Genomic DNA, 23,021 nt, shown 5'->3' with positions numbered 1-23,021 from the left:
ACACAGAAATGCCAAATCGTTCACCCTAAAAATCAGGATTTAACAATTTGTTCATATTAAATAATAATGGTAAATTAATGCAGATTGCCTCTCAGAAAGCTTAGAGCCTTATGTATTTGTTTGCTGACAGCTGTTTTTGACAGGTTATTTTCTCTAGCCAATTGAGAATAACTGATGTTTTTAATTGTATGTTGAATAAATAATTCCCGGGTTTTCTGAGGCAGTTTTTCTAAAAGACGCTTAACCTTTGAAATCAGTTCTTCATGGCTGTTTTCATCGAGAGTTTCCTCTTCTTCTGTAATGATTTCTTTTTCAGAAAAAGTAAATAATAATTTATTTTTACGATAAAAATTAGAAACCTCCTGTTTACAGGTTTTAAAAATGATAGCTTCCATAGGAATTTGGGCAGCTTTATCCCTATACTTCCAAACATGTATAAAAATTTCCTGGACAATATCTTCTATATCCTCTTCTTTTTGAACATATTTCTTAACAAAGAAATAAACTCTATGTTTATATTCAGAATATATTTTTTTGAATTGTTCCATTAGTAGGACAAATTTTTGATGCATTTATATGGCCATAAAACTATCTAAAAAGATTTTTAAACTGTTTAAAGATATATTAATTTTTAAGCATATTTGATAAAATCAGGCAATTAGGTGCTTAATAAGAAAAATATAATAAACTATTTTGTAATTGAAGAAAATCACCATATTACATGATATAAAAAGTGAAATATTTATTAGAGACATCAATAATCTAAAGTGAATAACAATTTCTATTTATAATAACTATGGACTGTATGGTTATTTTGAATCCCTCTTTTTGCCTTTATTCCTTACCTTAGATGTCACTTAATACTTTGTAATAACAAATCATTTTATGGAAAAAAGAAAGATCAAAAATACCGATCTGGCAGTAGCACCTGTCAATTTTGGTGGGAATGTTTTTGGATGGACGCTGGACGAACAACAATCTTTTGATATATTAGACCGCTTTACGGAAGCAGGATTCAATTTTATAGATACGGCAGATACCTATTCATGGTGGGTAAACGGCAGAGGAGGACAGTCCGAAGAGATCATCGGAAAGTGGATGAAAAGCCGTTCCAGCCGCAAGGATATTGTTCTGGCAACTAAAGTAGGTTCTGAAACAAAAGAACATGGTTTTGATATCAGCAAAAAACATATTTTACGATCAGTGGATGAATCTCTGCAAAGACTTCAGACTGACCACATAGACATTTATTATACGCATTTTGACGATAACATTACTCCGGTAGAAGAAACACTTTCTGCTTATGACGAGATCATTAAGGCAGGAAAAGTACGTTATATTGCAGCCTCCAATCTTTCCCCAGAGCGTTTAAAAGCCTCTTTTGAAGCTGCAGAAAAGCATAATCTTCCTAAATATGTTGCCTTACAGCCTCATTATAACCTGATGGAAAGGGAAGGTTTTGAAAAAAATTATGCACCTTTGGTAGAAGAATTTGATCTGAGTGTTTTTCCATATTGGTCTCTGGCCGCCGGTTTCTTAACAGGAAAATACCGTGATGAAGCTGATTTTGCAAAAAGTGCCAGAGGGGAAGGCGTACGAAAATACATGAATGCCAAAGGTCTTGAAGTTTTAAAAGCATTGGATCAGGTGGGCGAGAAGCATCATACTCCTCAAAGTACTGTGGCTCTGGCCTGGTTGCTGGCTAATCCATTGATTACAGCTCCTATTGTAAGTGCTACCAGTGCATCACAGCTTGAAACCCTGTTTAATGCTCCAAAACTTGTTTTAGATCAGGAAGATATAGACCTGCTTAACAAGGCTAGTAATTAGGTGTAATGATCATCATTCACTATAAAAAGCAATCCGTTCAGTTTTGAACGGATTGCTTTTTATAAATGGAAATTCTTTTTATAACCACCCCGTCAAATCTTTGATTTGCCACCCCTCCAGAGGAGGGGAATTCTCAGCCTTTCAATTGTAATATCAGGATAGTATAAGCAGCTGAAATTTGTAGTGTTAAATAGTATCTGTTAGTCAGAGTATTCTTTTAATAATTGTCTGTAGCTCATCAGAATTGAAGATTTTGATATAAACCCGATAAAGTCATTATTCCCGCTGACTACCGGAAGATTCCATACTCCTGTATCATCAAAGATCTGAAGAATTTCCAGCGGTTTATTTTCACGGTGGAGTATAGCTGGCGGTGCTTTCATTACCTGGACAATCAGTTGGGAAGGATCAATTTCTTTGTTAAAAAGATAGGGTCTTATATCATCTAATGTAAGAATTCCTTTCAGTTTTCGCTGATCATCTACTACGGCAAAGATATTTTTATCTCCGTTTTTTACCAGTTCAAACAAATTTGTGATAGATGCATTCTCATTGATGGTCTGTGAGTATTTATCAATAAAATCATCTGTTTTCAATGCAAAAAGAAGGTTTTTATCATGCTTATTTGTGAATATTTTACCTTCATCGGCAAGAGATTTTAATTCCGGAGAAATAGGAGAAAACCATTTGGCAATAAGATAAGATATTACAGAAGCAATCATCAGTGGAATAAACAGATCGTATCCAAAACTGGATTCTGCAATCAGAAATATAGCAGTAAGCGGAGCATATAATACACCACTCATGGCTCCAGCCATTCCTACAAGGACAAGGTTGGTTACCGGTACATCTGTAAATCCGATATGCTGACAGACCAGGGCAAATAAATAACCTAAAGTACCCCCAGCAAAAAGGGATGGAGCAAAATTTCCACCATTTCCGCCACTGAAGATCGTAAAGGAGGTTGCAAAAGCTTTTAAAAGCAATACCAAAACCAGAAATATAATAATAGTCCACTCACCGATCTCAAAATATCTGAAAAAACTGTTTTCAATAATAGAATACGTATTTCCATTGGTAAAAGCTTTTACCGTCTCATATCCCTCTCCAAACAGAGGAGGAAACAGCACACACAACAGTGAAAGGACAGCTCCTCCAAACATGGCCTTACGCATTCTTGAAAGCTGAAGACCTTTTATAAAATGTTCTACTTTTTGAGAAATAATTACAAAATAGCGGGCATATAATCCGGTTACAATTCCCAAAATAAAGTAATAAGGTACATTTTTATAGTTGAAAGGCTCTCTGGTATAAAATCTGAAAAGAACATCTTCCTGCAGTAAAATTCTTGATAAAAGGCTTCCACAGACTGCAGCAACAACCAGAGGGATAAAGTCTGTAAAAACTACACCGGTCAGCAGAATTTCAAAGGCAAACATGATCCCTGCAATAGGAGCATTGAATGCAGAGGCAATCCCCGCCGTAGCACCGGCAGCCAGCAATAAAGTACGCTCTTTATAGCTGAGTCTGTAGGTCTGGGCATAGTTGGAACCGATGGCGGCTCCGGTAACAGCTATAGGGCTCTCCAGTCCTGCAGAACCTCCCAGCCCAACAGTAATAGCACTCTGTATTACCTGTGAATACATTTTTACAGAGGCCACAATACTGGAGTTTTGGGCAATTTCATAAAGAATAGCGCCAATTCCTTTCCGGTCCTGCCCTTTAAACAAAGTAAGAACAATCATTGTCGTCAATACAATTCCTAAAAAAGGAAAGACAATATAAAATAATATCTGATATTCGAAATGAACTTTAGTGGTGATGAAATTATGGATATCGTGTACTAAAGTTTTCAGAATGACACCTGCAAGACCGGCAGTACATCCTACAAGGATTCCGGAAAGTACAAGAAACTGATTCCTGCTCAATCTGTTGTTCAGCCAATGCAGAATAAGCTCATAACTGCGTGCCTTTTCTAATCCGTATTTTTGGAAATCTCTTTTAAATTTAAGGAAGCTTAAGTATTTTTTTTTGTTGTGAATTTTCACCTGGGAAGAATTTTAATACTGCTATCAATTTGATACAGAAATGTAAATTTATGAAATATCTTACAAAAATCACTAAGGTCATCTTCTTTTAAGTTACATAGTGTATCTAGACATTAAGAATCAATAGAAAGCTAAGAATGTTTAGAAAATAATAACAGGCTTAGGATTTACATATTTGATTTTTCCTTCTATGTTAATTTTATTATACACTATCATTTAAATTGACTGAAATCATATTAGGGAGGCTAAAATAAAAGCTTAAAATAAAAAAACTTCATCCTTGTTATTCATACAAAAATTTCAAATACATGAAGATTTAATTATTACTAGTAAAATAAACTCTTTGGGCAATTTCATTATATCCATTATCTTTAAAATAGGCAACAAAATAATTACCGGGAGTACTTAATTTAAAATTAAGTGTACCATTGGTCTGCCCATTTGTATATCCCCATTTAGTTGAGTAGTTGACACTTGTATTTTGTCCAGGAATTATTCCCTGTTTGTAAATACCAATCCAGGCCTTAGGATCTGTAGAACCATTGGTATAGGTAATATTAATATCTTCATTCAGTTTATAACTGGTGTTATTCAGGGTTATCTTAGGAAGAGCTGTATCTTTTATCTTTGCAGTAAAAACAGTCAATACTCCTTTATGATCTGTAGGCCAAGCTCCTACAGGTTCTGAAAATTTATCTTTTGAAGCCTCCGGAATAGAAATATTTTTAACAACTGTATTTTTCGGACCTACAATATAGCTGTCTTTCACTGTTGTTCTGGAATCATCATAATAGAAAATATAATCAATTCTGTCACGTTCATCAGAACTAGGAGTCCATGATGCCTGTGCTGGCCATGTAAATCCTGGATAATCTATTTCGTTTGGATATAATACTCTATAACTATCCTTAAAATTAGCTTTAGAAAGGGTAGCAGTTGTACTCCATGGTACAACTGCTCCTCGGTGGTCATATAAATTTTTAGCGGCATTTGTCCAATCGAGATAGGATGGCTCGTTAAAATCTCCTCCTAATATTACCGTTCTGCCACTTGCAATATCGTTTTTGGAAGTTGTTATAAAATCCTGTATTTCTCTGGGCCTATTAGATGCGTCATTTTCCTGTAAGATTGTAACAGGATCAGTAATGGGAGTAGATAATTTGGTGAAAGTATTAGGATCATATCCTCTTGGGTAGTAAGCTGCATAATTTTTATAATGTAAATGCCCGGAATAAACTGCTATTTCATTTCCAGCAATTATTTCGGTTACGATACGATCATATCTGCTAAACTTTGAATATTCCTTAATTGGGTATTTACTTAAAACAGTAGTATCATTACTATTGAATGAATAGTAGATTTTCCCTTTCTGTTTTAAAGAAGCCAGGATACGAGTATTAAAGTTAGTATTTGTACCAACTTCTGATAATGTGACAAAATCCGGTTCACGTGCAGCAATTTCATTAACAATTGCATCATAACCATTGGGTACTTTTGTTCCTTCAAGCCATATATTCAATTGCATAATGCTAAAAGAATATTCTCCAATAGATGTTTGTCTATTACTGGCATTTGAAGTATCTTCTGTATTTGAAGAAGAGGTAGAACCGAGCTCAGAATCTGTGCAGGAAGTGAAACAAAGCATCAGTATTGCATAGAATGCAGTACATAATTTATTTTTCATAATAAATGTTTTTTATTTTAGCAAAAATAATACATATTCATAATAAATCTATGAATAGAATATTAATTTACTATTGTTTTTGACATATTTGCATTGAGAATATTATTTTCTATACAAAAATCAAATAAATTAATAATTTTACATACATGATAATTAATTAAATTAATTTTTAATGTAAATTATTTATTTTGAGTAAATTACATTTGTCTATGGATAGCGTTATTATCATTTTTGCCAAAAACGCACTGGATAATAAAATTGAAGGTGGGGGCTGATGATTATCTTACCAAACCTTTACATCTTTAAGAATCAAATAAGAAAGCCCAACTATTAAAAATTTCTAAAATTCTTTGAATATTATATTTTCCTTAGTTTTCCTGAAAACAATAATCCTGCGGCAACAATAATGACCGCCCCGGCTCCCATATAGGTTATCATTTTTGGAGAAACAGAAATCTGTTTTTTGCCATCTATTCCCGTATTTCCTTTGGAAGGTTCCAGTACATTTCCGCTTCCTTTCTCATCTTTATTGGCTTTCTTCATCACCGCGCGCATTCCCGCAGAAGAAATATACCTGATGAGCCCCGGAAATATTTCATACATATTTTTAAATACAACAGCAGACCAGTCTGGATATATAGCTTCCTGGGGATTCTTAGCTGCCTTTACAATGGAATCTGCAAGCTTACGCGGATCAAATGAAGGAGGGGGCGTACTCAGTTTTATTCCTGAATAATTGGCAGCATGATCTATTCCCGATGACTTCTGAAATCCCGGATATAAGGCACAGATATGAATATTGGGATAGTCTGACACTTCCCCCTGAAGGGTCTCCACCATACCGCGAACTCCGAATTTTGAAGCAGTATATGCTGTTCCGTATGGAGCAGGCATCCATCCTCCGATTGAAATATTATTCAGTAAAACACCTCTTTTCTGGCGTTTAAAGACCGGAAGCACAGCATGTGCCGAATGCATATATCCCAACAAATTTGTTTTTACAATCTGATCCGTTACTTCCACAGGGATCTTCTCAAATTTACCGAAAGCCAAAACACCTGCATTATTCACCCAGTAATCAATCTTACCGCTAAATTGAAGAGCCTGATCTACCAGATGCTGCACTTCTTCGGCTACGGAAGTATCAGTGGGTACAGCAATAACCGTGGCTCCTAACTTCCTACATACTTCTGCTGTCTTGTTAAGGCCCTCTTCACCCCTTGCAGCTAAAACAAGATCTGCTCCCTGCTGAGCAAATGCCTCTGCCACAGCCTTACCAACTCCGCTGGAGGCTCCTGTAATGACAACCGTTTCACCAAAAAATGGAGGTTTTCTAGAATTTTTCATAATGATAGATTTAATTGTGATTTGAAATATACTTTATAAGCTGTTCTGCTATCCGTTTCCTGTATTTCTTTTAGGAAAAAGTATAAGTCTGATAGACGGATTATTGGTAATAAATAAACGGAACCAGTCTAAGGCCAGCTGTATTTTACTTCTGAACCCTACAAGAGGGATGATATGGATAAAAAGCCAGGTAAGCCATGCTAAAAATCCGTTGAAGGAATTCTTCGGAAGATCCACTACAGCGTTATATTTTGAGATGATAGCCATACTGCCTTTATCATTGTAATAAAAAGGTTCAAGAACTTTACCATCTTCTATCCGTTTAAAATTAGCTGCCAGATTTTTCCCCTGCTGGATGGCAACCTGCGCAAGCTGAGGATGTCCTTTTGGAAATTTTTCTTCAGAAAGCATAAGACAAATATCTCCTATAGCATATATATTTTCTGTTTGTTCTACTTTATTGTAGGCATCTACCAGCAGGCGTCTGCCTTTTCCTACACTGGCTTCAGGCAGTCCGTCAATTTCCCGGCCTATCACCCCGGATGTCCAGATAAGGGTTTCCGTTGCAATGGATTTTCCATCACTTAAAATAACCTGGGAATCTACATAATCTTTTACAGAAACGTTCAGAAGAATCTTCACGCCCAGTTCTGTCAGCTTTTCATAAGCTGTTTTTTGAGCCAGCTGGCTCATAGGAGAAAGAAGGGTAGGTAAAGCGTCAATCAGATAGATACTGGAAAGACTTATCTTGATTTCAGGATATTCTTTTTGAGCAATATACCGGCCCATTTCTGCCAGCATTCCAGCGAGTTCTACCCCGGTAGGGCCTCCTCCTGCAATAACAATATTCTGCAGCTTTTCAGCCTGTTTTATATCCTTATTTCGGGCAGCCTCTTCCAGTGTCAGCAATATATGATTCCTAAGGTACAGCGCCTCTTCAATACTTTTCATCGGCAGTGCACATTTCTGTACATTTTCCATTCCGAAAAAATTAGATTCTGTTCCCAATGCCAGTACCAGATAATCATAGCTGAGATTTCCTGTTTCCGTTTCTATTGTTTTATTTTCAGGGTCTACTTTAATCAGGCTTCCCATGTGAAATTTTACATGCTTATTCTCTGAAAATAATTTTCTGAAAGGGTAGCTGATATTGGATGCTTCTATAAATGAAGTAGCTACCTGATAGATCAATGGCGGAAAAAAATGATAATTATTCTTGTCTACCAGTGTAATTCTGAATCTTTTATCATTTTTAAGAGATTTGATAAGATTGATGCCGGCAAATCCTCCTCCGACGATTAGAATATGCTTTTTCATAATAAATGATATTGAAATGATGTTCTTTATTTCATTCAATAACAGGACCAAAGGAGCTTAGATAACAAACATTTAACATATAAAAAAAACAAAATCAACTTGCTTTTTATCTTCTTCTTAAGGTCTGCACGATGTTTGTTGGTTATATAGCCAACACCCCAAAATATTGTCATATGAAAACAGATATTTTAACAGGAAAACACCGTCTGGGCTTAGGCGGGGTTGCCATAGGTACAGCTTTTGAAAATATCACGGATGAACAGGCTTACGAAATACTTCAGACTGCATGGGACACCGGGATCAGATATTATGATACTTCTCCATGGTATGGGCTCACCAAGAGCGAAAGACGGTTTGGAAACTTCCTTAAGGATAAAGAAAGAAGTGATTTTATATTTTCAACAAAAGTGGGAAGGCTTTTTAATGAAGTTCCGGAATCGGAAGTTCCCCCAACCATGTGGAAGAATCCCCTGAACTATGATTTCAGACATGATTATACAGCTGATGCTATAAAAAGATCTATTGCAGACAGTTTACAAAGAACAGGACTCAATCACATTGATATTGTTTATGTTCACGATTTGTCTGAAGACCAGGTAGGGGACCGTTATCCCTATTTTCTGGAACAGGCAAGAAAAGGGGCTTTTAAAGTTCTTTCTGAACTCCGGGACCAGGGAGTCATCAAAGCCTGGGGAATGGGGGTCAATACAATTGAACCTATCTTAGACTGTCTGGAATCTGCAGATCCCGATGTCTGCCTTTCTGCAACACAATATTCGATTTTAGAACATGAAGATGCGGTGGACAGACTTCTTCCTGCTGTTAGAAAATCCGGGGTAAAACTGGTTTCAGGAACCGGATATAACTCCGGTTATATTGCAGGAAGAAAACGGTATAATTATAAGGATCTGATTCCAAAAGGGATGAATGAAAAACGGGACCGAATGGAAACTATAGCATCACAGTACAATATAAGTCTTATAGATGCTGCCCTTCACTTTGTACTTGCTTGTGATGAATTTTCATCTATTATTCCCGGAGCCAGCAAACCTGAACAGGTAAAAGATAATGTGGAAGCGCTGCACGCCCATATTCCTTTTGATTTCTGGCAAGAATTGAAAGCTGAGGGGTTGATTTATAAGGAAGTTCAGATTCCTCAACCGTAATTATTAAAACACAACAGAAAATTCAAAATTTCTTCAAAATTTAATGATAGATTTATCACATGAAAATTCTAATCGTTGAAGACGAAACAGAGCTTGCTAAGAGTATTTCGGAATATCTTTCTGAAGAAAATTATCTATGTGAATTTGCTTCTACATTTAGTGAAGCTATGAATAAAATTGAAACATTTCAATATGATTGCATTTTATTGGATATTATGCTTCCTGACGGCAATGGGCTGAAAATTTTAGAGGAATTAAAAAAACAGAACAAACAGGATGGCGTTATTATCATTTCTGCCAAAAACGCACTGGATGATAAAATTGAAGGCCTGAAGCTGGGGGCTGATGATTATCTTACCAAACCTTTTCATCTTTCAGAGCTTATAGCAAGAGTATATTCAATTATCCGCAGGAAGCAATTCAGCAGCTCCAATATAATCAGACAGAATGAACTTCAAATTGATTTACTCGCCAAAACAGTGTCTGTAAATGATGACATCATTTCTTTGACCAAAAAAGAATTCGACCTTCTGATCTATTTTATAGGAAACAAAAATAAGGTGATTTCTAAAAGCACCCTGGCAGAGCATCTTTCCGGTGATTTTGCAGATATGCTGGACAATCATGATTTTGTGTATGCCCATGTAAAAAATTTAAAGAAAAAATTATATGATGCGGGGTGCAGTCATTACCTTAAAACCGTATATGGAACAGGTTATAAGTGGGAAACATAAGCCAATTGTATTTCTTAACCTTCTTTTATCATGAAAACATACATAGTAAAAGAGCTGAAATAATTCATCAGGTTCTTCGGAATAACAAATATTGTTTTTTCTTCTAAAATACGGAACGAAATTTATAGCCAATTAATATTAAATTGCAAATAAAAAAGTAGACACCCATCTTATATACTCATCTTAAAAACATCCCAAAACTCATAACTTGTAACTTATAACTCATCATTATCATTATTGTGAAGCCTCTATTAAGCAAAACGACAAAGCCTTTTCTTATTTATGTACTTATTGTATTGACAATAAGTATTCCTGTGTATTACTTTGTGGTAGACACGATTTGGAAAAGTGAACTTGATGAGCATAACCAGATTATTGTAGAGAAAACGGCATATGAGTTCAACCAGTTGAAACTGTCTGAAGAGCAGCTGGGGAAAAGCATGAAATTATGGAACGATATTCAGCCTGAAACCAATATTGAAAAAATTTCCGCAAATCGTATAAAAGGTGATAGTGTTTATACTAATGAAAGGCATCTTCCATTTATAGCTGAACACAAAAAAGAACGGTACAGATGCCTGGAGAAGGTGGTTTATATCCAAAGCAACCCCTATCTTTTTACCATACAGACCAATATTGAGGAAACCCATGAAACAATAGGAGTGATAGCCATGATCACTATCTTTTTCTTTGTGATGATTGTAGTGGGACTTTTATATATGAACAGAAGACTTTCAGCATCAATCTGGAGGCCATTCCGGGAGACACTGGACCGATTGAAAACCTTTAAACTTAACAGCCAGAATAAAATTGAATTCTCATCTTCTGATACCGCAGAGTTTGAAGAACTCAACCAATCTCTTTATAAGCTGATAGAGCACAATATTTCGGTCTATAAAACTCAAAAGGAGTTTACTGAAAATGCCTCCCATGAGCTGCAAACACCACTTGCTATTATCAAAAATAAGCTGGATCTCCTATTACAGGATCAGGATCTGACAGAAAAACAATACCGGATTGTTGAAGAAATGAACAGAGCGCTTACCAGAAGTTCCCGCATCAATAAAAACCTTATATTATTGTCTAAAATAGATAATAACCAGTTTGATAATTCTGAAAATATCTCGTTTGATCAGCTCCTCCATCAAAGTATTGATATTCTCAAGGAACATTTTGAACAAAAAAACATTGATCTACAGGAACATATTAAATCTGATGTACGGCTAAACGGAAACAGCAGTCTAACGGAAATTATGATTAACAATTTGATTATTAATGCTATCCGGCATACTTCACCCGATGGATCTATTGCTATAAAATTAACAGATTCTGTTTTTGAAATCTCCAATTCCGGGACGGAAAAACTGGATGCCGAATTATTATTCAAAAGATTTTCAAAATTGTCAGCAAATCATAACGGAAGTGGGCTAGGACTCTCTATTATTCAGGAAATCTGTAAATTTCATAATTGGACAGTCAGCTACAGGTTTGATAATAGCCACCATATCTTTTCCGTTAATTTATAGTTAAAAAAATATCCGAACCCGGACAATTCAAAATTTCTTCTAAATCTGATTGCACCTTTGTATTGAAATATACTTACGTGTAGATTTTATTTAGAAATGATTGTAAAAATTGCCCTTTTATTTTCGGGAATAATCCCTGTATTCTGGCTTAGCGCTATGTATGGCGGTAAGGTGAATCTTATATTGATTCTGATCTCATATCTGCTTTTCTCTCTGATGACAGTTTTGCTTCCTGCTTTGCTGTATTTAAGTAAAATATCACCCGTAAAATATTTTTATAATTCGTTTTTGATTATCAATCTTGCGCAATTTTTTGCCTTTAAACATACAACAAGATGAGGACAGCGAACAAAGTAGCAGCAGTCACGGTACTGTTCTGGTTAATGAAAATCGTAGCCACCACGCTTGGAGAGACCCTGGGAGACTTTATTTCTATGACCCTTAATCTTGGATACACGATGGGAATTCTTGTTACCTTATTATTTTTTGCCATTCTACTATCCATCCAACTCAACATAAAAAAATATGTTCCGGCTGTATACTGGATGGTAATTATAGGAACAACAACTTTAGGTACAGAAATCTCTGATTTTATAGACAGAACATTGAAAGCAGGATACTTATTAGGGAGCTTAATCCTTCTTTCCGGGCTTCTGGCTTCACTTTTTTTATGGTACAAAAAGTATAATAACCTTGAAGTCTATCCCATTTTTGAAAGAAATAAAGAGCTTTATTATTGGATCGCCATATTATTTTCCAACAGCCTGGGAACGGCATTCGGAGATTTTCTAAGTGACAATATGGGACTAGGCTACTTAACTGGAGCCTGTATTACCGGATTGATCATCCTTATCGTTGTCTTGCTTCATTATTTTACAAAGATCAATCATGTTGTATTGTTTTGGATTGCTTTTGTTTTTACCAGACCATTCGGAGCTACATTCGGAGATCTTTTAACCAAACCTGTTGTAAAAGGAGGTCTTGATCTTGGAACATTGAATGCTTCGCTGATATCTCTTGCTTTAATGATTGTCATGATTGTGATTTCACAAAGAGAACATATTAAGAAATCGCCATTTCAGGGATAACACCCTTATTTTTTAACCTTAAAAAAATCCTAAAAAATTAATATTTATGATGAATAGAAAGAAGTTGCTCCTTTTTCCAACATGTATTATTTCTACTATAGCCTTTGCGCAAACCAATTCTGTAACAGTCTCCGGAAGAATAACCGATAAAGAAAAAACAGGATTGGCCTATGCCCATATTATTTTAAAAAAGGAAAAAGACAGTGCTTTTGTAGCCGGAACCATCACCAATGAAGAGGGAAGATTTTCTATTATGGGTATAAAGCCTGATCATTATATGCTGGAAACTTCTATGACGGGCTATGATACCCAGGTGCAGTCTGTTTTCATAGGAAGTCTTTCTGAGTTCCTGGAAATCCCCATTATTGAACTGATCCCAAAGCAGGGAAAGGAAACAAAAATTGAAGAGGTGGCCATTACAGCTTCCAAAAAGAATGAAATAGACAATCGTCTGGATAAGAAAACATATGCTGTAGCAGACAATATCAGCCAAAACGGAGGATCTGTATTGCAAAGTATGCAAAATCTACCCGGAATAACGGTTCAGGATGGCAAAGTACAGCTAAGAGGAAATGATAAAGTAACTGTTTTGATAGATGGTAAACAAACCGCTCTTACAGGCTTCGGAAGCCAGACAGGGCTGGATAATATACCTGCCTCATCGATTGATAAAATTGAAATCATCAACAATCCTTCTTCAAAATATGATGCTAATGGAAACGCGGGGATCATCAATATTATCATGAAAAAAAATAAACAAAACGGCTGGAATGGTAAGATTGGATTTACAGCAGGTTTAGGTTCTCTTTGGGTAAGAAAAGAAAATTTACCGACAATCCGGTCACAATATACATTAACCCCAAAGATCAATCCTTCGCTTTCTCTCAACTACAGAAAAAATAAGGTTAATGTTTTTTTACAAGCCGATAATTTATATACCGAAACACTTAATAAAAATGAGTTTGTAACTCGTACTTACGATAATGGAACTATAATCAATTCACAGCTGAAAAGAAATAGGAATACCAATTTTTTTACTACTAAAGCTGGAATAGACTGGAATATTGACGCACAAAATACATTAACTATTTCGGGCATGTATGGAAGTGAGAAAATTATAGATCGTGGAGACCAGCCATTTTTTAACGGGGATGTATCTCAACGCCTTCGTCTATGGCAGTTTTTGGAAGATGAATTAAAAACTACCGCAATGGGAACAGCTTCCTATCAGCATAAATTCAAAGAAGCCGGACATCTATTGAATGTAGGGTTTAATTATACTTTCCACAGGGAGGACGAAAAATATTTCTATGATAATTATTTGCCTGTATCTGCCGGAACGGATGCTTTTAAATTATTATCTGATGAACAGGTATATGATTTCAATGTAGATTATGTAAAACCTTTAAAATATGGCAGGATTGAAACTGGAATTAAACTGAGAAACAGAAGTATCCCTACCGATATGAATTTTATTCCGGGATCCAATTCTGTACTGGATATTTCTGCGGGAGGGAAGGCCAACTATAAAGAGTTCATCCCTGCAGTGTATGGAAATTATATTTTTGAAAATGAAAAATGGGAGGCAGAACTTGGTATAAGACTTGAGTATGTGAAAATTCAATATGATGTTAATCCTAATCATCCTACCTATACAAGTGATGGGTACAATTATACACAGCCCTTTCCTAACTTTAGATTAGCATACAAGCTCAACGAACATAATAAGGTTTCTATCTTTTATAACAGAAGGGTAGACCGTCCTAATGAAGTGGATATCCGGATTTTCCCAAAATATGATGATGCAGAGATTATTAAAGTAGGAAATCCCGCATTAAGGCCCCAATTTACCAACTCTATTGAACTAGGATATAAATACAATTGGGATAACGGATATTTATATTCTGCACTATACCATCGTTTTGCTAATGGAACCATCACCAGAATTTCAAGTATTGTACCCAACAGTACTCTGATTTATGCCCTATTCCAAAATGTGGGGAGAAGTTATAATACAGGATTAGAAGCAATATGGAACCAAAAAGTATCAGATATCTATTCTTTTAATATCAATGGAAATATGTATAGGAATCAGATCAATGCATTTTCAGTAGTAAACCTTTATCCTGAGCCCAATACTTTTTCAGCAGACAAACAATCCACCATTTCAGGGAATATCAAGATGAATAATGTTTTTCATTTTACCAAAGGGCTGAATGCTCAGCTTACAGCGGTTTACCTTGCTCCTGATATTATTCCCCAAGGACGGATCAAGTCTAGATTTTCGGTGGATTTAGGTATTAAAAAAGCCATTCAAAAAGGAAAGGGAGAAGTGTTTTTAAATGCTTCAGATATACTTAATACAATGGTGATGAAGAAAAAAATTCAAGGAATGGGATTCGCTTATACCAGCAATGATTATTATGAAACTCAGGTCGTAAGACTGGGGTATAGTTATAAATTTTAATAAAGAAGTAAAAATTACAAATGTAATCCAGGATGAAAAAACACCGTCAAAAAATGCTGATCTATTTCATTGTTTTAATTTCAGCTTTCAGTACACTCAATGCACAAAACAATAACGACACGATTGTAGTTCAGGAACCAATACATGATAGCATTACAACCGCTATTCAAAAAAGTAAACTGAATTATAAAAGTTTGATTATTCCGGCAGCCTTCATTACGTATGGAGTAGCGGGTTTAACAATAAAAGACCTCCGACAGCTTAATATTTCAACGAGAACTGAAATTAATGAACACCAACCTACCCGGATAAATTTTGATAATTATACGCTGTATGCACCGGGAATTATGGTATATGGATTGAATTTGGCCGGGGTAAAAGGAAAACATAATTTAAGAGACCGTACTATTATCTATGTCTCTTCACAACTCATTGCAGCAGCTATTACATTTCCTTTAAAATATATGGTAAAAGAAGAAAGACCTGACCGTTCCAATACAATGTCTTTCCCTTCAGGTCATGCTGCAACAGCATTTTCTAATGCACAGTTTATGTTCAGAGAATATAAAGACACCAACTTCTGGTTAAGTCTTTCCGGGTATCCGTTTGCTATCTTCACCGGAGTATACCGGATGCTGAATGATAAACACTGGCTGGGAGATGTTGTTGCGGGAACAGGATTCGGAATCCTTTCTACAGAATTAGCATATTGGCTATATCCAAGAATTGATCATTTACTTCGCGGAAAAAATAAAACTAAAAATACATCATTATCATCTACAATGGTGATGCCGTTTTATCAAAACAATGCAGTAAGGATAGGGCTCATAAAAACTTTTTAAATGGATATCTTTTAAACCTGTTGAATAATATTTGTCTTAAAAAAACAAAGCGTCATCCCATATGAGTGACGCTTTATTCTGTTATAAATTTTCCTGATAAAAAGGGATCAATCGATCCAAGCTATTTTTACAGGTATTCACAGAAGCTCGGGATTGGTTTTTAATAAAAAATCATCTATACTACCTTGGCATTACGCACGAACTTTGCCAGTAATGCAGGGAAAAACCTTTTCAGATAAACACCCAATACTTCTTTACCACCAATAGCTTTCTGATTTTTCTTTTTTCCTATAGCAGAGAGCATTTTTCTGGCAAAAATATCAGCAGACATTCCTTTCTCAGTAGCATCATCCATGGTTCCCTGCAGGGAGCCGTCACCGGTGACCGCATGAATGGAAATATTGGTTTGTATAAATCCGGGGCAGATGATGGTAACAAGGACTTTTTGAGCATATAACTCTGCACGCAGGGCATCAAAAAAGCCATGCAGCGCATGTTTAGCAGCAGCATAGCCACTTCGCATCGGAGCTCCGAATACTCCCATGAGACTGGAAACTACAGCAATCTGGCCTCCACCGTTTTTAATCATATAAGGAACAACCGCTTTGGTAAGGGCAACGGTTCCTAGATAGTCAACTTCCATTAAGTGTTTATCAATCTCGATATCAGTTTCCATGGCCAATGAGCGCTGAGACAGCCCGGCATTGTTAATGAGAATATCAATCTTTCCAAATTTTTCTATTGCTTTTCCTGCAATATCAGGCATATCTTTATAATTGGCTAGATCCAGAGGAAGCACTGCATATCTGGAGTGGGGAAGCCCTGCATTTTCTGCTACAGCATATAATTGTTCCTCCTTCCTGGAAGAAAGAATAATCTTTGCATTCGTATTCACGGTAAGCTCCTTAGTCAATGCTTCTCCAATTCCTGATGATGCTCCCGTGATCCAAATAACCTTATTGTCAAAATAAGTACTCATAATAGTTCTGTATTCAAATGATTTTATTGTAATCCGGCGATATATTTCCCGGCTTTCATTCCCGAAAAAATACATCCCCCAAGGAATGTCCCTTCCAAAGCACGATAACCGTGCATTCCACCACCGCCAAAACCTGCTACTTCTCCGGCAGCATAAAGTCCTTCAATAATGCTTTCATCCTGTCTTAAAACCTGGCCGTTAAGATTTGTTTTAATGCCACCCAATGTTTTACGGGTAAGAATATGAAGACGTACCGCAATTAAAGGTCCATTTTCAGGAGACAATATTTTATGTGGGGCTGCCACACGGCCAAGCTTATCACCCAGATAGTTACGGGTATTTCGGATATAATTGACCTGTGTATCTTTTGAAAATTTATTATCAAGCTCCCTGTCCCGGGCTTCAATCTGTGCTTTTATTTTTTCATACTTTAAAAGATGATTTCCGGCCAGCTGATTCATTTTAGAAACAAGGTCTTCCAGATTATCTGATACAATAAAGTCTTTTCCGTGTTCTTTGAATGCTTCAACAGGTCCATGTGCCTTTTTGCCAAAAATTCTGCTCAAAAAGAGAGAGTAGTCTTTATTGGTAATATCCGGGTTCTGTTCCGAGCCGGAAAGCGCAAATTCTTTCTTTATAATTTTTTGAGTGAGAATAAACCATGAATAAGAAAATCCTGTATCCTGGATATATTTTAAAGTTCCCAATGTATCAAATCCGGGCAGGAAAGGAGCAGGAAGGCGCTTTCCCTGGGCATCAAACCACAATGAGGAAGGCCCGGGTAATATTCTTATTCCGTGGTTAGGCCATATGGGATTCCAGTTTTGGATTCCTTCTGTATAATGCCACATTCTATCCCTATTGATAATATCAGCTCCTATATTTTCTGCAATACCAATCATTTTTCCGTCTACATAGGCAGGAACTCCGCACACCATATTTTCGGGAGCAGGTCCCAATCTCTCGGGCCAGTTCTTTCTTACCAGCTCATGATTGGCTCCAATACCTCCCGAAGCAATAATAATATGAGGAGAAGTATATTCAAATTGTGAGATTACATTTCTATTGGTGGCCATTCCTCTTTCCTGAGAGTCGTTTTCCAGCACGTCACCTTTAAGTCCTTTTATTTTTCCATTTTCCAGAATCAATTCAGTAACTCTGTGTCTGAATTTCATTTGTAACAAACCTTTCTCTTTCGCCTGATATGCTTTTTCTACAAATGGCTTTATTACCCCTGTGCCCGTTCCCCAACTGACATGGAAACGGGGTACAGAATTTCCGTGTCCTGCAGCAGATCCGTCACCACGCTCAGCCCAACCGACCATAAACATCAACTTGATTCCCAATCTGGAAATGTATTTGTATTTTTCACCTGCCGCAAATTTCAGATAGGCTTCTGCCCACTGACGGGGCCAATAATCTTCTTTACGGTCAAAACCTGCTGTCCCTTTCCAATCCTGTAAAGCCAGCTCATAAGAATCTTTAATTCCCATTCTGCGCTGTTGGGGGGAATTGATCAGGAAAAGACCTCCAAAAGACCAGAATGCCTGTCCTCCTATATTCTCTTCAGTTTCCTGGTCCAATAAAAGGACTTTCTTTCCTGCATTGGTTATTTCCATAGCGGCAGTTAATCCCGCTAATCCGGTTCCTACAATAATAGCATCAGGCTGGAATGTCTCTGTCATTTTACTGGGGTATTTTTATTGAACAATACTTTATATAAATGTATAAAATATTACTCTTAGACTGATAAAATTATTTCAAGAGATGATTTTCAATTTTCGAATGTTTAATTTTTCAAGAAGGGGATTTTATAATTCCTATTAGCGGGAAAAAATAATTGAATTTTCTAAAGTTCCGAAAACCTCACCATATATAAGTTATTCATTTATATAACTTTGTTTAAGGAAAAACAAACAAAACACTTCAATAATCTAAAAAAATAATATGAATGAACATGACCATATAATCAGAAGACAGCCAAAACACATATATCCTAAAAAAAGAATTCTGTGCTTAGTTTCTAATGCCACTCATCTTCATGGTATTAGCGTCGGTTTTTTTGCAGAAGAAATGACACGTCCTTTTTTTGATTTTATACAGGCAGGGTATGATGTGGACCTATGCTCACCAAAAGGAGGGGAAGTGAAATTTGATGCCCACTCAGACCCTGAAAATCCGGATGGCGCTTACCCTAACGACTTGATTAGCATTGGTTTTCGTCATCATCCTATTTTTGGAAAATTATTACAAAATTCAAAAGCTGTAGAGGAAATAGATATTAATAATTATGATGCCGTTTGTGTTGCGGGAGGAGGAGCACCCTTACTCACTTTTAAAGATGATAAAAAACTACACAAACTTATTGCAGACTTTTATGAGGCAGGAAAAATTACCTGTCTTATCTGCCATGGAACTTCTTTACTGTTGTGGACCACACTCAGTAACGGAAAACTTTTGGCAGATGGTAAAACATGGACAGGATTTGCAGACAGTGAAGAGGATATTATCAATACAATGTTCGGAATGACTGTCAATGATTATACGATTGAAACAGAAGCCAGAAAAAACCCAAACACCAAATTTGAAGTTGCCGGGCCTCTGGAACCATTTGCAGTGAGAGATGGAAGATTAATTACTGCACAACAGCAGCACAGCAGTTTTCTTGCATCACAATTGGTCATTGAAGCTTTATCAGAATAGGCTGTTTATTATAATAAAAAACACACAATACATATGAACAAATACCAAAACATTTTTGATACTCAAAAAGAATTTTTCTTCAGTGATCAGAGTAAAACATACGAATGGCGTATGGATCAGCTCAACAGGATGGAAAAATTTCTTACAGAAAACCAGGACGTTTTTTGCAAAGCCCTGGAGCAGGACTTCGGTAAACCTCCTTTTGAACAGCTATTTGAAATTACAGTACCGCTGGGCGTGATAAAATATTACAAGGAAAACCTTAAACAATTGATGACACCTCAGAAGACTGAAATCCCTAAAGGTCTTGAAGAAACCGGAAACAGTGGAATTATTTATAAAGAACCTTATGGAGTAACGTTAGTCATTGGCCCATTCAATGCACCGGTATTGTTATTGCTTGATCCTGCCATTGCAGCATTGGCAGCAGGGAATACGGTCATTCTAAAACCAGCCAACACAACTCCTACTGTAGCCCAGCTATTTGCTGAGCTTATCCCTAAATATTTTGAGCCGGAAGCTGTAACAGCAGTGACAGGAGGCCGGGAAGAAATTACAGAATTATTACAATTACCTTTTGACTTTATTTTCTTTACAGGAAGTTCCAATGTTGCAAAAGTAGTAATGCGCGCTGCTGCAGAAAATCTGACTCCTATTATTTTAGAATTAGGAGGGCAAAATCCTACCGTCGTTGATGAAACAGCCAATTTGGACATCGCAGTAGACAGAATCGCATGGGGGCATAATGCGATTTCGGGACAATGGTGTATTGCCCCGGGATATGTATATGTACACGAAAGTATTGCTGAAGAATTTATTGAAAAGCTAAAGGCTTCCATCCGCAAAATGTACGGAGAGGATCCTCAGCAAAGCCCCGATTTCGCAAGAATGATCAGTGAACATGACACAGAACGTGTTGCGTCCTATATCATTCCTGAAAAGGTAGTTATCGGAGGACGTTTCAATGTGGCTCAGCGATATGTAGAACCCACTGTTCTTTATCCGAGTACCTGGGAAGATCCTGCATTGCAGCAGGAGGTTTTCGGACCTGTTTTGCCTGTAATGGTGTATTCAGATTTAAAAGAGATTGCCAATATTATTAAACGTAAACCTAAATCATTGGCAGCCTATATTTTTAGTAAAAACCAGGATAACATCGATTATTTCCTTAATTCGGTTTCCTTTGGAGGTGGTTGTATCAATCAAACGAACTTACACTGCTGGATAGACAGTTTACCTTTCGGAGGCGTAGGATATTCAGGAATGGGCAAATATTATGGTAAAGCAGGATTTGATGCTTTAAGCAATACTAAAGCTATGCTTGTTGGAAATCCGGATCTTGAACTTGATGTTTTTCCTCCTTATGCCGGAAAAGATATTGCTAAAAACTTAAGTGTATTCAGCTGATTAATAATAGAATTTTACAATTATTTCAAGCCCGATCCGAATGCAGGATGGGGCTTTTTTATCTTTGTAAAAATGTCATAAATGAATAATAGTAGTAAATACAGCGTATTTGCTGTCTCAAAAGATGGTAATTGCTAATTCGAGCTCAGGTGAAATCATTTTTAAAACCATGCACTTTTTTATTTTTTTTGACTACAACAATACAACAACTTTCGCAAGAGATATTTTATCACTTCACTTGGTTTATAGGAAGAAGGAGCAGAACAGTATATCTTGGCAATACAAATGTTAAGAATTGATATAAATATTAAAATGAAGATTTCTATAAATAAATATTTTTTCTTCATTTTGCAGCTTTATTTTTACATAAAACAAAATTTTTGGTGAAATTTCTATCCCCTGGTTTCAAAATTTAGTTTCCTCTTTTAAGATCTAATCATAGTTTCTAAAATAAAATAATATTTTTTTTTGAAATTAACTAATCCCTTTCTATACAAGAATGGGATTTGTTGTATTAAATCCCATTCTATAGATTTTTTAATTTTATCTATTACCTTTCGATAAAATAAATGTAACAGAAATGAAAAAAACATTATCAATTCTTGGTCTGGCTATCTGTGGATCATTATTTTCTCAAAATATTGCGTTTGACAAGCTGTATGGTAACTCGGATCCTGCTAATTATTATTTAGGTCATTATCCTGTGTCGGGCTCTGATGGCTTGGATATTAATTGGCATGGAGGAGTAAGACTCCGGGCAGGAGCAGGAGTAGGTTTTCAATTACTACAAAATGGAAATGTGGGGATAGGAACAGATTCGCCAGATACTAAACTTGATGTAAATGGTGGTGCCAGATTCTTCGATTTTGTGAGTGCAGGAAGTAATTCATGGATATGGCATACCCCTGATGGTGATGGTAGGAAAACCTTATACATGGCTCCTATGAATGCTGCTAATACCGATTGGGACTGGAGTAAAGCATTTATTATGAATGGCGAAAACGGAAATGCATTATTAAATGGAAAATTTGAAGCAAAAGAAATAAAGGTTACTCTTGGCCCTACTGCCGATTTTGTGTTTGAAGAAGATTATAAACTGCCAAAATTGGAGGACGTAGAAACACACATCAAAGAAAAAAAACACCTTCCTGAAGTTGCCTCTGCCAAAGAAATGGAAAAAGAAGGAGTAAATGTAGGAGAATTCCAGATTAAACTGTTGCAGAAAATAGAAGAGCTTACTCTCTATTCTATTGAACAAAATAAGCAGATCAAATTACTGCAGGAAGAAAACAAAACTTTAAAATCTCAATCTGATGACCTTAAAGAATTGAAAAAGCAAGTTCAGCAAATCCTTTCTACAAAAAAGTAAAAAACACAACTATGAAAACAAAATTACTTTCGATATTCTCTTTATTCATAGGCTTCTTAGGTTTTTCACAAACTGAAGTGTATTTCAAATATGATGAAGCGGGGAATCAAAGATACAGAGGAACAAACTCCGCAGGAAAGACAGTAGAAGAACCAGTAAAAACAGAAGCTAAAACTGTTTCTGCAGTTCAAAGTGAGCCTGCTCCTCAATCTTTGATTATGGATGAAGCTACTTTTTGGAAGCAGATCAGGCTGTATCCTGTTCCGGTTAATGATGTACTCACCATTGACTGGACGGAGCAAGTAGATGGATTAATAGAATCTGTTTCACTCTACCAGCATAGTACTGTCCATTGGAAATTTCAGCAACAAAACTTACCCAATCTGAATAAGCAATTGAAAATCAATATGAATGGGTATGATTGGGGTGTTTATATTTTACGTTTTACCTTGAAAGACGGAAGAGTTTTTGGGAAAAACATTACGAAAAGATAAAGCTATTTTCTGCTTACATG

General features: G+C 36.2%; 18 protein-coding genes. 11 read left to right on the top strand and 7 right to left on the bottom strand.

Annotation, left to right across the window (positions count from 1 at the left end; genetic code table 11):
• Nucleotides 1–74 precede the first annotated feature (74 nt).
• Complete coding sequence (locus tag LQV47_RS17525; RefSeq protein WP_230039231.1) at nt 75–572, bottom strand: sigma-70 family RNA polymerase sigma factor; 498 nt, start codon at nt 570–572, stop codon at nt 75–77.
• Nucleotides 573–885: 313 nt separating this feature from the next.
• Here LQV47_RS17525 and LQV47_RS17520 point away from each other — a divergent pair, with 313 nt between their 5' ends.
• Nucleotides 886–1,830, top strand: a complete 945-nt coding sequence (locus tag LQV47_RS17520) for an aldo/keto reductase (protein WP_230039229.1) — start codon at nt 886–888, stop codon at nt 1,828–1,830.
• Between the two features lie 200 nt (nt 1,831–2,030).
• Here the strand turns inward: LQV47_RS17520 and LQV47_RS17515 are convergent, their stop codons facing one another.
• From LQV47_RS17515 to LQV47_RS17500, 4 genes are all read right to left on the bottom strand, one after another.
• Nucleotides 2,031–3,878, bottom strand: coding sequence for a chloride channel protein (locus LQV47_RS17515; RefSeq protein WP_230039227.1), 1,848 nt, complete (start codon nt 3,876–3,878; stop codon nt 2,031–2,033).
• Between the two features lie 316 nt (nt 3,879–4,194).
• Nucleotides 4,195–5,562 (bottom strand): endonuclease/exonuclease/phosphatase family protein, encoded by a 1,368-nt coding sequence (locus tag LQV47_RS17510; protein WP_230039225.1) that lies wholly within the window; start codon nt 5,560–5,562, stop codon nt 4,195–4,197.
• Nucleotides 5,563–5,919: 357 nt separating this feature from the next.
• Nucleotides 5,920–6,909, bottom strand: coding sequence for an SDR family oxidoreductase (locus LQV47_RS17505; RefSeq protein ID WP_230039223.1), 990 nt, complete (start codon nt 6,907–6,909; stop codon nt 5,920–5,922).
• Between the two features lie 48 nt (nt 6,910–6,957).
• Nucleotides 6,958–8,226, bottom strand: a complete 1,269-nt coding sequence (locus LQV47_RS17500; protein ID WP_230039221.1) for an NAD(P)/FAD-dependent oxidoreductase — start codon at nt 8,224–8,226, stop codon at nt 6,958–6,960.
• 173 nt (nt 8,227–8,399) lie between these two features.
• Between LQV47_RS17500 and LQV47_RS17495 the strand changes: the two genes are divergently transcribed.
• The 6 genes from LQV47_RS17495 to LQV47_RS17470 all read left to right on the top strand — a co-directional run bounded on the left by LQV47_RS17495 (nt 8,400) and on the right by LQV47_RS17470 (nt 16,049).
• Nucleotides 8,400–9,392, top strand: a complete 993-nt coding sequence (locus LQV47_RS17495; RefSeq protein WP_230039219.1) for an aldo/keto reductase — start codon at nt 8,400–8,402, stop codon at nt 9,390–9,392.
• A 59-nt stretch (nt 9,393–9,451) separates the two neighbouring features.
• On the top strand, nt 9,452–10,126 hold the full coding sequence (locus LQV47_RS17490; RefSeq protein ID WP_230039217.1) for a response regulator transcription factor: 675 nt from the start codon (nt 9,452–9,454) through the stop codon (nt 10,124–10,126).
• 239 nt (nt 10,127–10,365) lie between these two features.
• Nucleotides 10,366–11,652 (top strand): HAMP domain-containing sensor histidine kinase, encoded by a 1,287-nt coding sequence (locus LQV47_RS17485; RefSeq protein ID WP_230039216.1) that lies wholly within the window; start codon nt 10,366–10,368, stop codon nt 11,650–11,652.
• A gap of 335 nt (nt 11,653–11,987) precedes the next feature.
• Nucleotides 11,988–12,740, top strand: a complete 753-nt coding sequence (locus tag LQV47_RS17480; RefSeq protein ID WP_230039214.1) for a hypothetical protein — start codon at nt 11,988–11,990, stop codon at nt 12,738–12,740.
• 46 nt (nt 12,741–12,786) lie between these two features.
• Entirely contained in the window at nt 12,787–15,207 is a 2,421-nt protein-coding gene (locus LQV47_RS17475) for a TonB-dependent receptor (RefSeq protein ID WP_354961160.1), read from the top strand.
• A gap of 32 nt (nt 15,208–15,239) precedes the next feature.
• Nucleotides 15,240–16,049, top strand: coding sequence for a phosphatase PAP2 family protein (locus LQV47_RS17470; RefSeq protein WP_230039212.1), 810 nt, complete (start codon nt 15,240–15,242; stop codon nt 16,047–16,049).
• A 175-nt stretch (nt 16,050–16,224) separates the two neighbouring features.
• On the opposite strand, the gene LQV47_RS17465 is transcribed toward LQV47_RS17470, so the two are convergent.
• Nucleotides 16,225–17,028, bottom strand: coding sequence for an SDR family oxidoreductase (locus LQV47_RS17465; RefSeq protein ID WP_230039210.1), 804 nt, complete (start codon nt 17,026–17,028; stop codon nt 16,225–16,227).
• Between the two features lie 23 nt (nt 17,029–17,051).
• Entirely contained in the window at nt 17,052–18,713 is a 1,662-nt protein-coding gene (locus LQV47_RS17460) for an FAD-binding dehydrogenase (RefSeq protein WP_230039208.1), read from the bottom strand.
• A 262-nt stretch (nt 18,714–18,975) separates the two neighbouring features.
• On the opposite strand from LQV47_RS17460, the gene LQV47_RS17455 reads away from it, so the two are divergent.
• The 4 genes from LQV47_RS17455 to LQV47_RS17440 all read left to right on the top strand — a co-directional run bounded on the left by LQV47_RS17455 (nt 18,976) and on the right by LQV47_RS17440 (nt 23,001).
• Nucleotides 18,976–19,731, top strand: coding sequence for a type 1 glutamine amidotransferase domain-containing protein (locus LQV47_RS17455; RefSeq protein ID WP_230039207.1), 756 nt, complete (start codon nt 18,976–18,978; stop codon nt 19,729–19,731).
• A 33-nt stretch (nt 19,732–19,764) separates the two neighbouring features.
• Nucleotides 19,765–21,138 carry an aldehyde dehydrogenase family protein gene (locus LQV47_RS17450; RefSeq protein WP_230039204.1) on the top strand — a complete coding sequence of 458 codons (1,374 nt, stop codon included), beginning with the start codon at nt 19,765–19,767 and terminating at the stop codon, nt 21,136–21,138.
• Nucleotides 21,139–21,718: 580 nt separating this feature from the next.
• Nucleotides 21,719–22,507, top strand: coding sequence for a hypothetical protein (locus tag LQV47_RS17445; RefSeq protein WP_230039202.1), 789 nt, complete (start codon nt 21,719–21,721; stop codon nt 22,505–22,507).
• 11 nt (nt 22,508–22,518) lie between these two features.
• The gene (locus tag LQV47_RS17440) at nt 22,519–23,001 is read left to right on the top strand and encodes a T9SS type A sorting domain-containing protein (protein WP_230039201.1); all 483 of its coding nucleotides are present in this window, start codon (nt 22,519–22,521) and stop codon (nt 22,999–23,001) included.
• Nucleotides 23,002–23,021 lie beyond the last annotated feature (20 nt).

The organism is Chryseobacterium sp. Bi04, from assembly GCF_918698085.1.
Lineage (GTDB): Bacteria > Bacteroidota > Bacteroidia > Flavobacteriales > Weeksellaceae > Chryseobacterium.
The sequence above is the reverse complement of the archived record's forward strand: the minus strand, read 5'-3'. Positions and strand labels throughout refer to the sequence as shown.

What these genes read in the sequence shown, in the direction of transcription:
- LQV47_RS17525 (WP_230039231.1), bottom strand. Translation starts at nt 572, where the DNA reads ATGCATCAAAAATTTGTCCTACTAATGGAACAATTCAAAAAAATATAT.
- LQV47_RS17520 (WP_230039229.1), top strand. Translation starts at nt 886, where the DNA reads ATGGAAAAAAGAAAGATCAAAAATACCGATCTGGCAGTAGCACCTGTC.
- LQV47_RS17510 (WP_230039225.1), bottom strand. Translation starts at nt 5,562, where the DNA reads ATGAAAAATAAATTATGTACTGCATTCTATGCAATACTGATGCTTTGT.
- LQV47_RS17505 (WP_230039223.1), bottom strand. Translation starts at nt 6,909, where the DNA reads ATGAAAAATTCTAGAAAACCTCCATTTTTTGGTGAAACGGTTGTCATT.
- LQV47_RS17500 (WP_230039221.1), bottom strand. Translation starts at nt 8,226, where the DNA reads ATGAAAAAGCATATTCTAATCGTCGGAGGAGGATTTGCCGGCATCAAT.
- LQV47_RS17495 (WP_230039219.1), top strand. Translation starts at nt 8,400, where the DNA reads ATGAAAACAGATATTTTAACAGGAAAACACCGTCTGGGCTTAGGCGGG.
- LQV47_RS17490 (WP_230039217.1), top strand. Translation starts at nt 9,452, where the DNA reads ATGAAAATTCTAATCGTTGAAGACGAAACAGAGCTTGCTAAGAGTATT.
- LQV47_RS17480 (WP_230039214.1), top strand. Translation starts at nt 11,988, where the DNA reads ATGAGGACAGCGAACAAAGTAGCAGCAGTCACGGTACTGTTCTGGTTA.
- LQV47_RS17475 (WP_354961160.1), top strand. Translation starts at nt 12,787, where the DNA reads ATGATGAATAGAAAGAAGTTGCTCCTTTTTCCAACATGTATTATTTCT.
- LQV47_RS17470 (WP_230039212.1), top strand. Translation starts at nt 15,240, where the DNA reads ATGAAAAAACACCGTCAAAAAATGCTGATCTATTTCATTGTTTTAATT.
- LQV47_RS17465 (WP_230039210.1), bottom strand. Translation starts at nt 17,028, where the DNA reads ATGAGTACTTATTTTGACAATAAGGTTATTTGGATCACGGGAGCATCA.
- LQV47_RS17460 (WP_230039208.1), bottom strand. Translation starts at nt 18,713, where the DNA reads ATGACAGAGACATTCCAGCCTGATGCTATTATTGTAGGAACCGGATTA.
- LQV47_RS17455 (WP_230039207.1), top strand. Translation starts at nt 18,976, where the DNA reads ATGAATGAACATGACCATATAATCAGAAGACAGCCAAAACACATATAT.
- LQV47_RS17450 (WP_230039204.1), top strand. Translation starts at nt 19,765, where the DNA reads ATGAACAAATACCAAAACATTTTTGATACTCAAAAAGAATTTTTCTTC.
- LQV47_RS17445 (WP_230039202.1), top strand. Translation starts at nt 21,719, where the DNA reads ATGAAAAAAACATTATCAATTCTTGGTCTGGCTATCTGTGGATCATTA.
- LQV47_RS17440 (WP_230039201.1), top strand. Translation starts at nt 22,519, where the DNA reads ATGAAAACAAAATTACTTTCGATATTCTCTTTATTCATAGGCTTCTTA.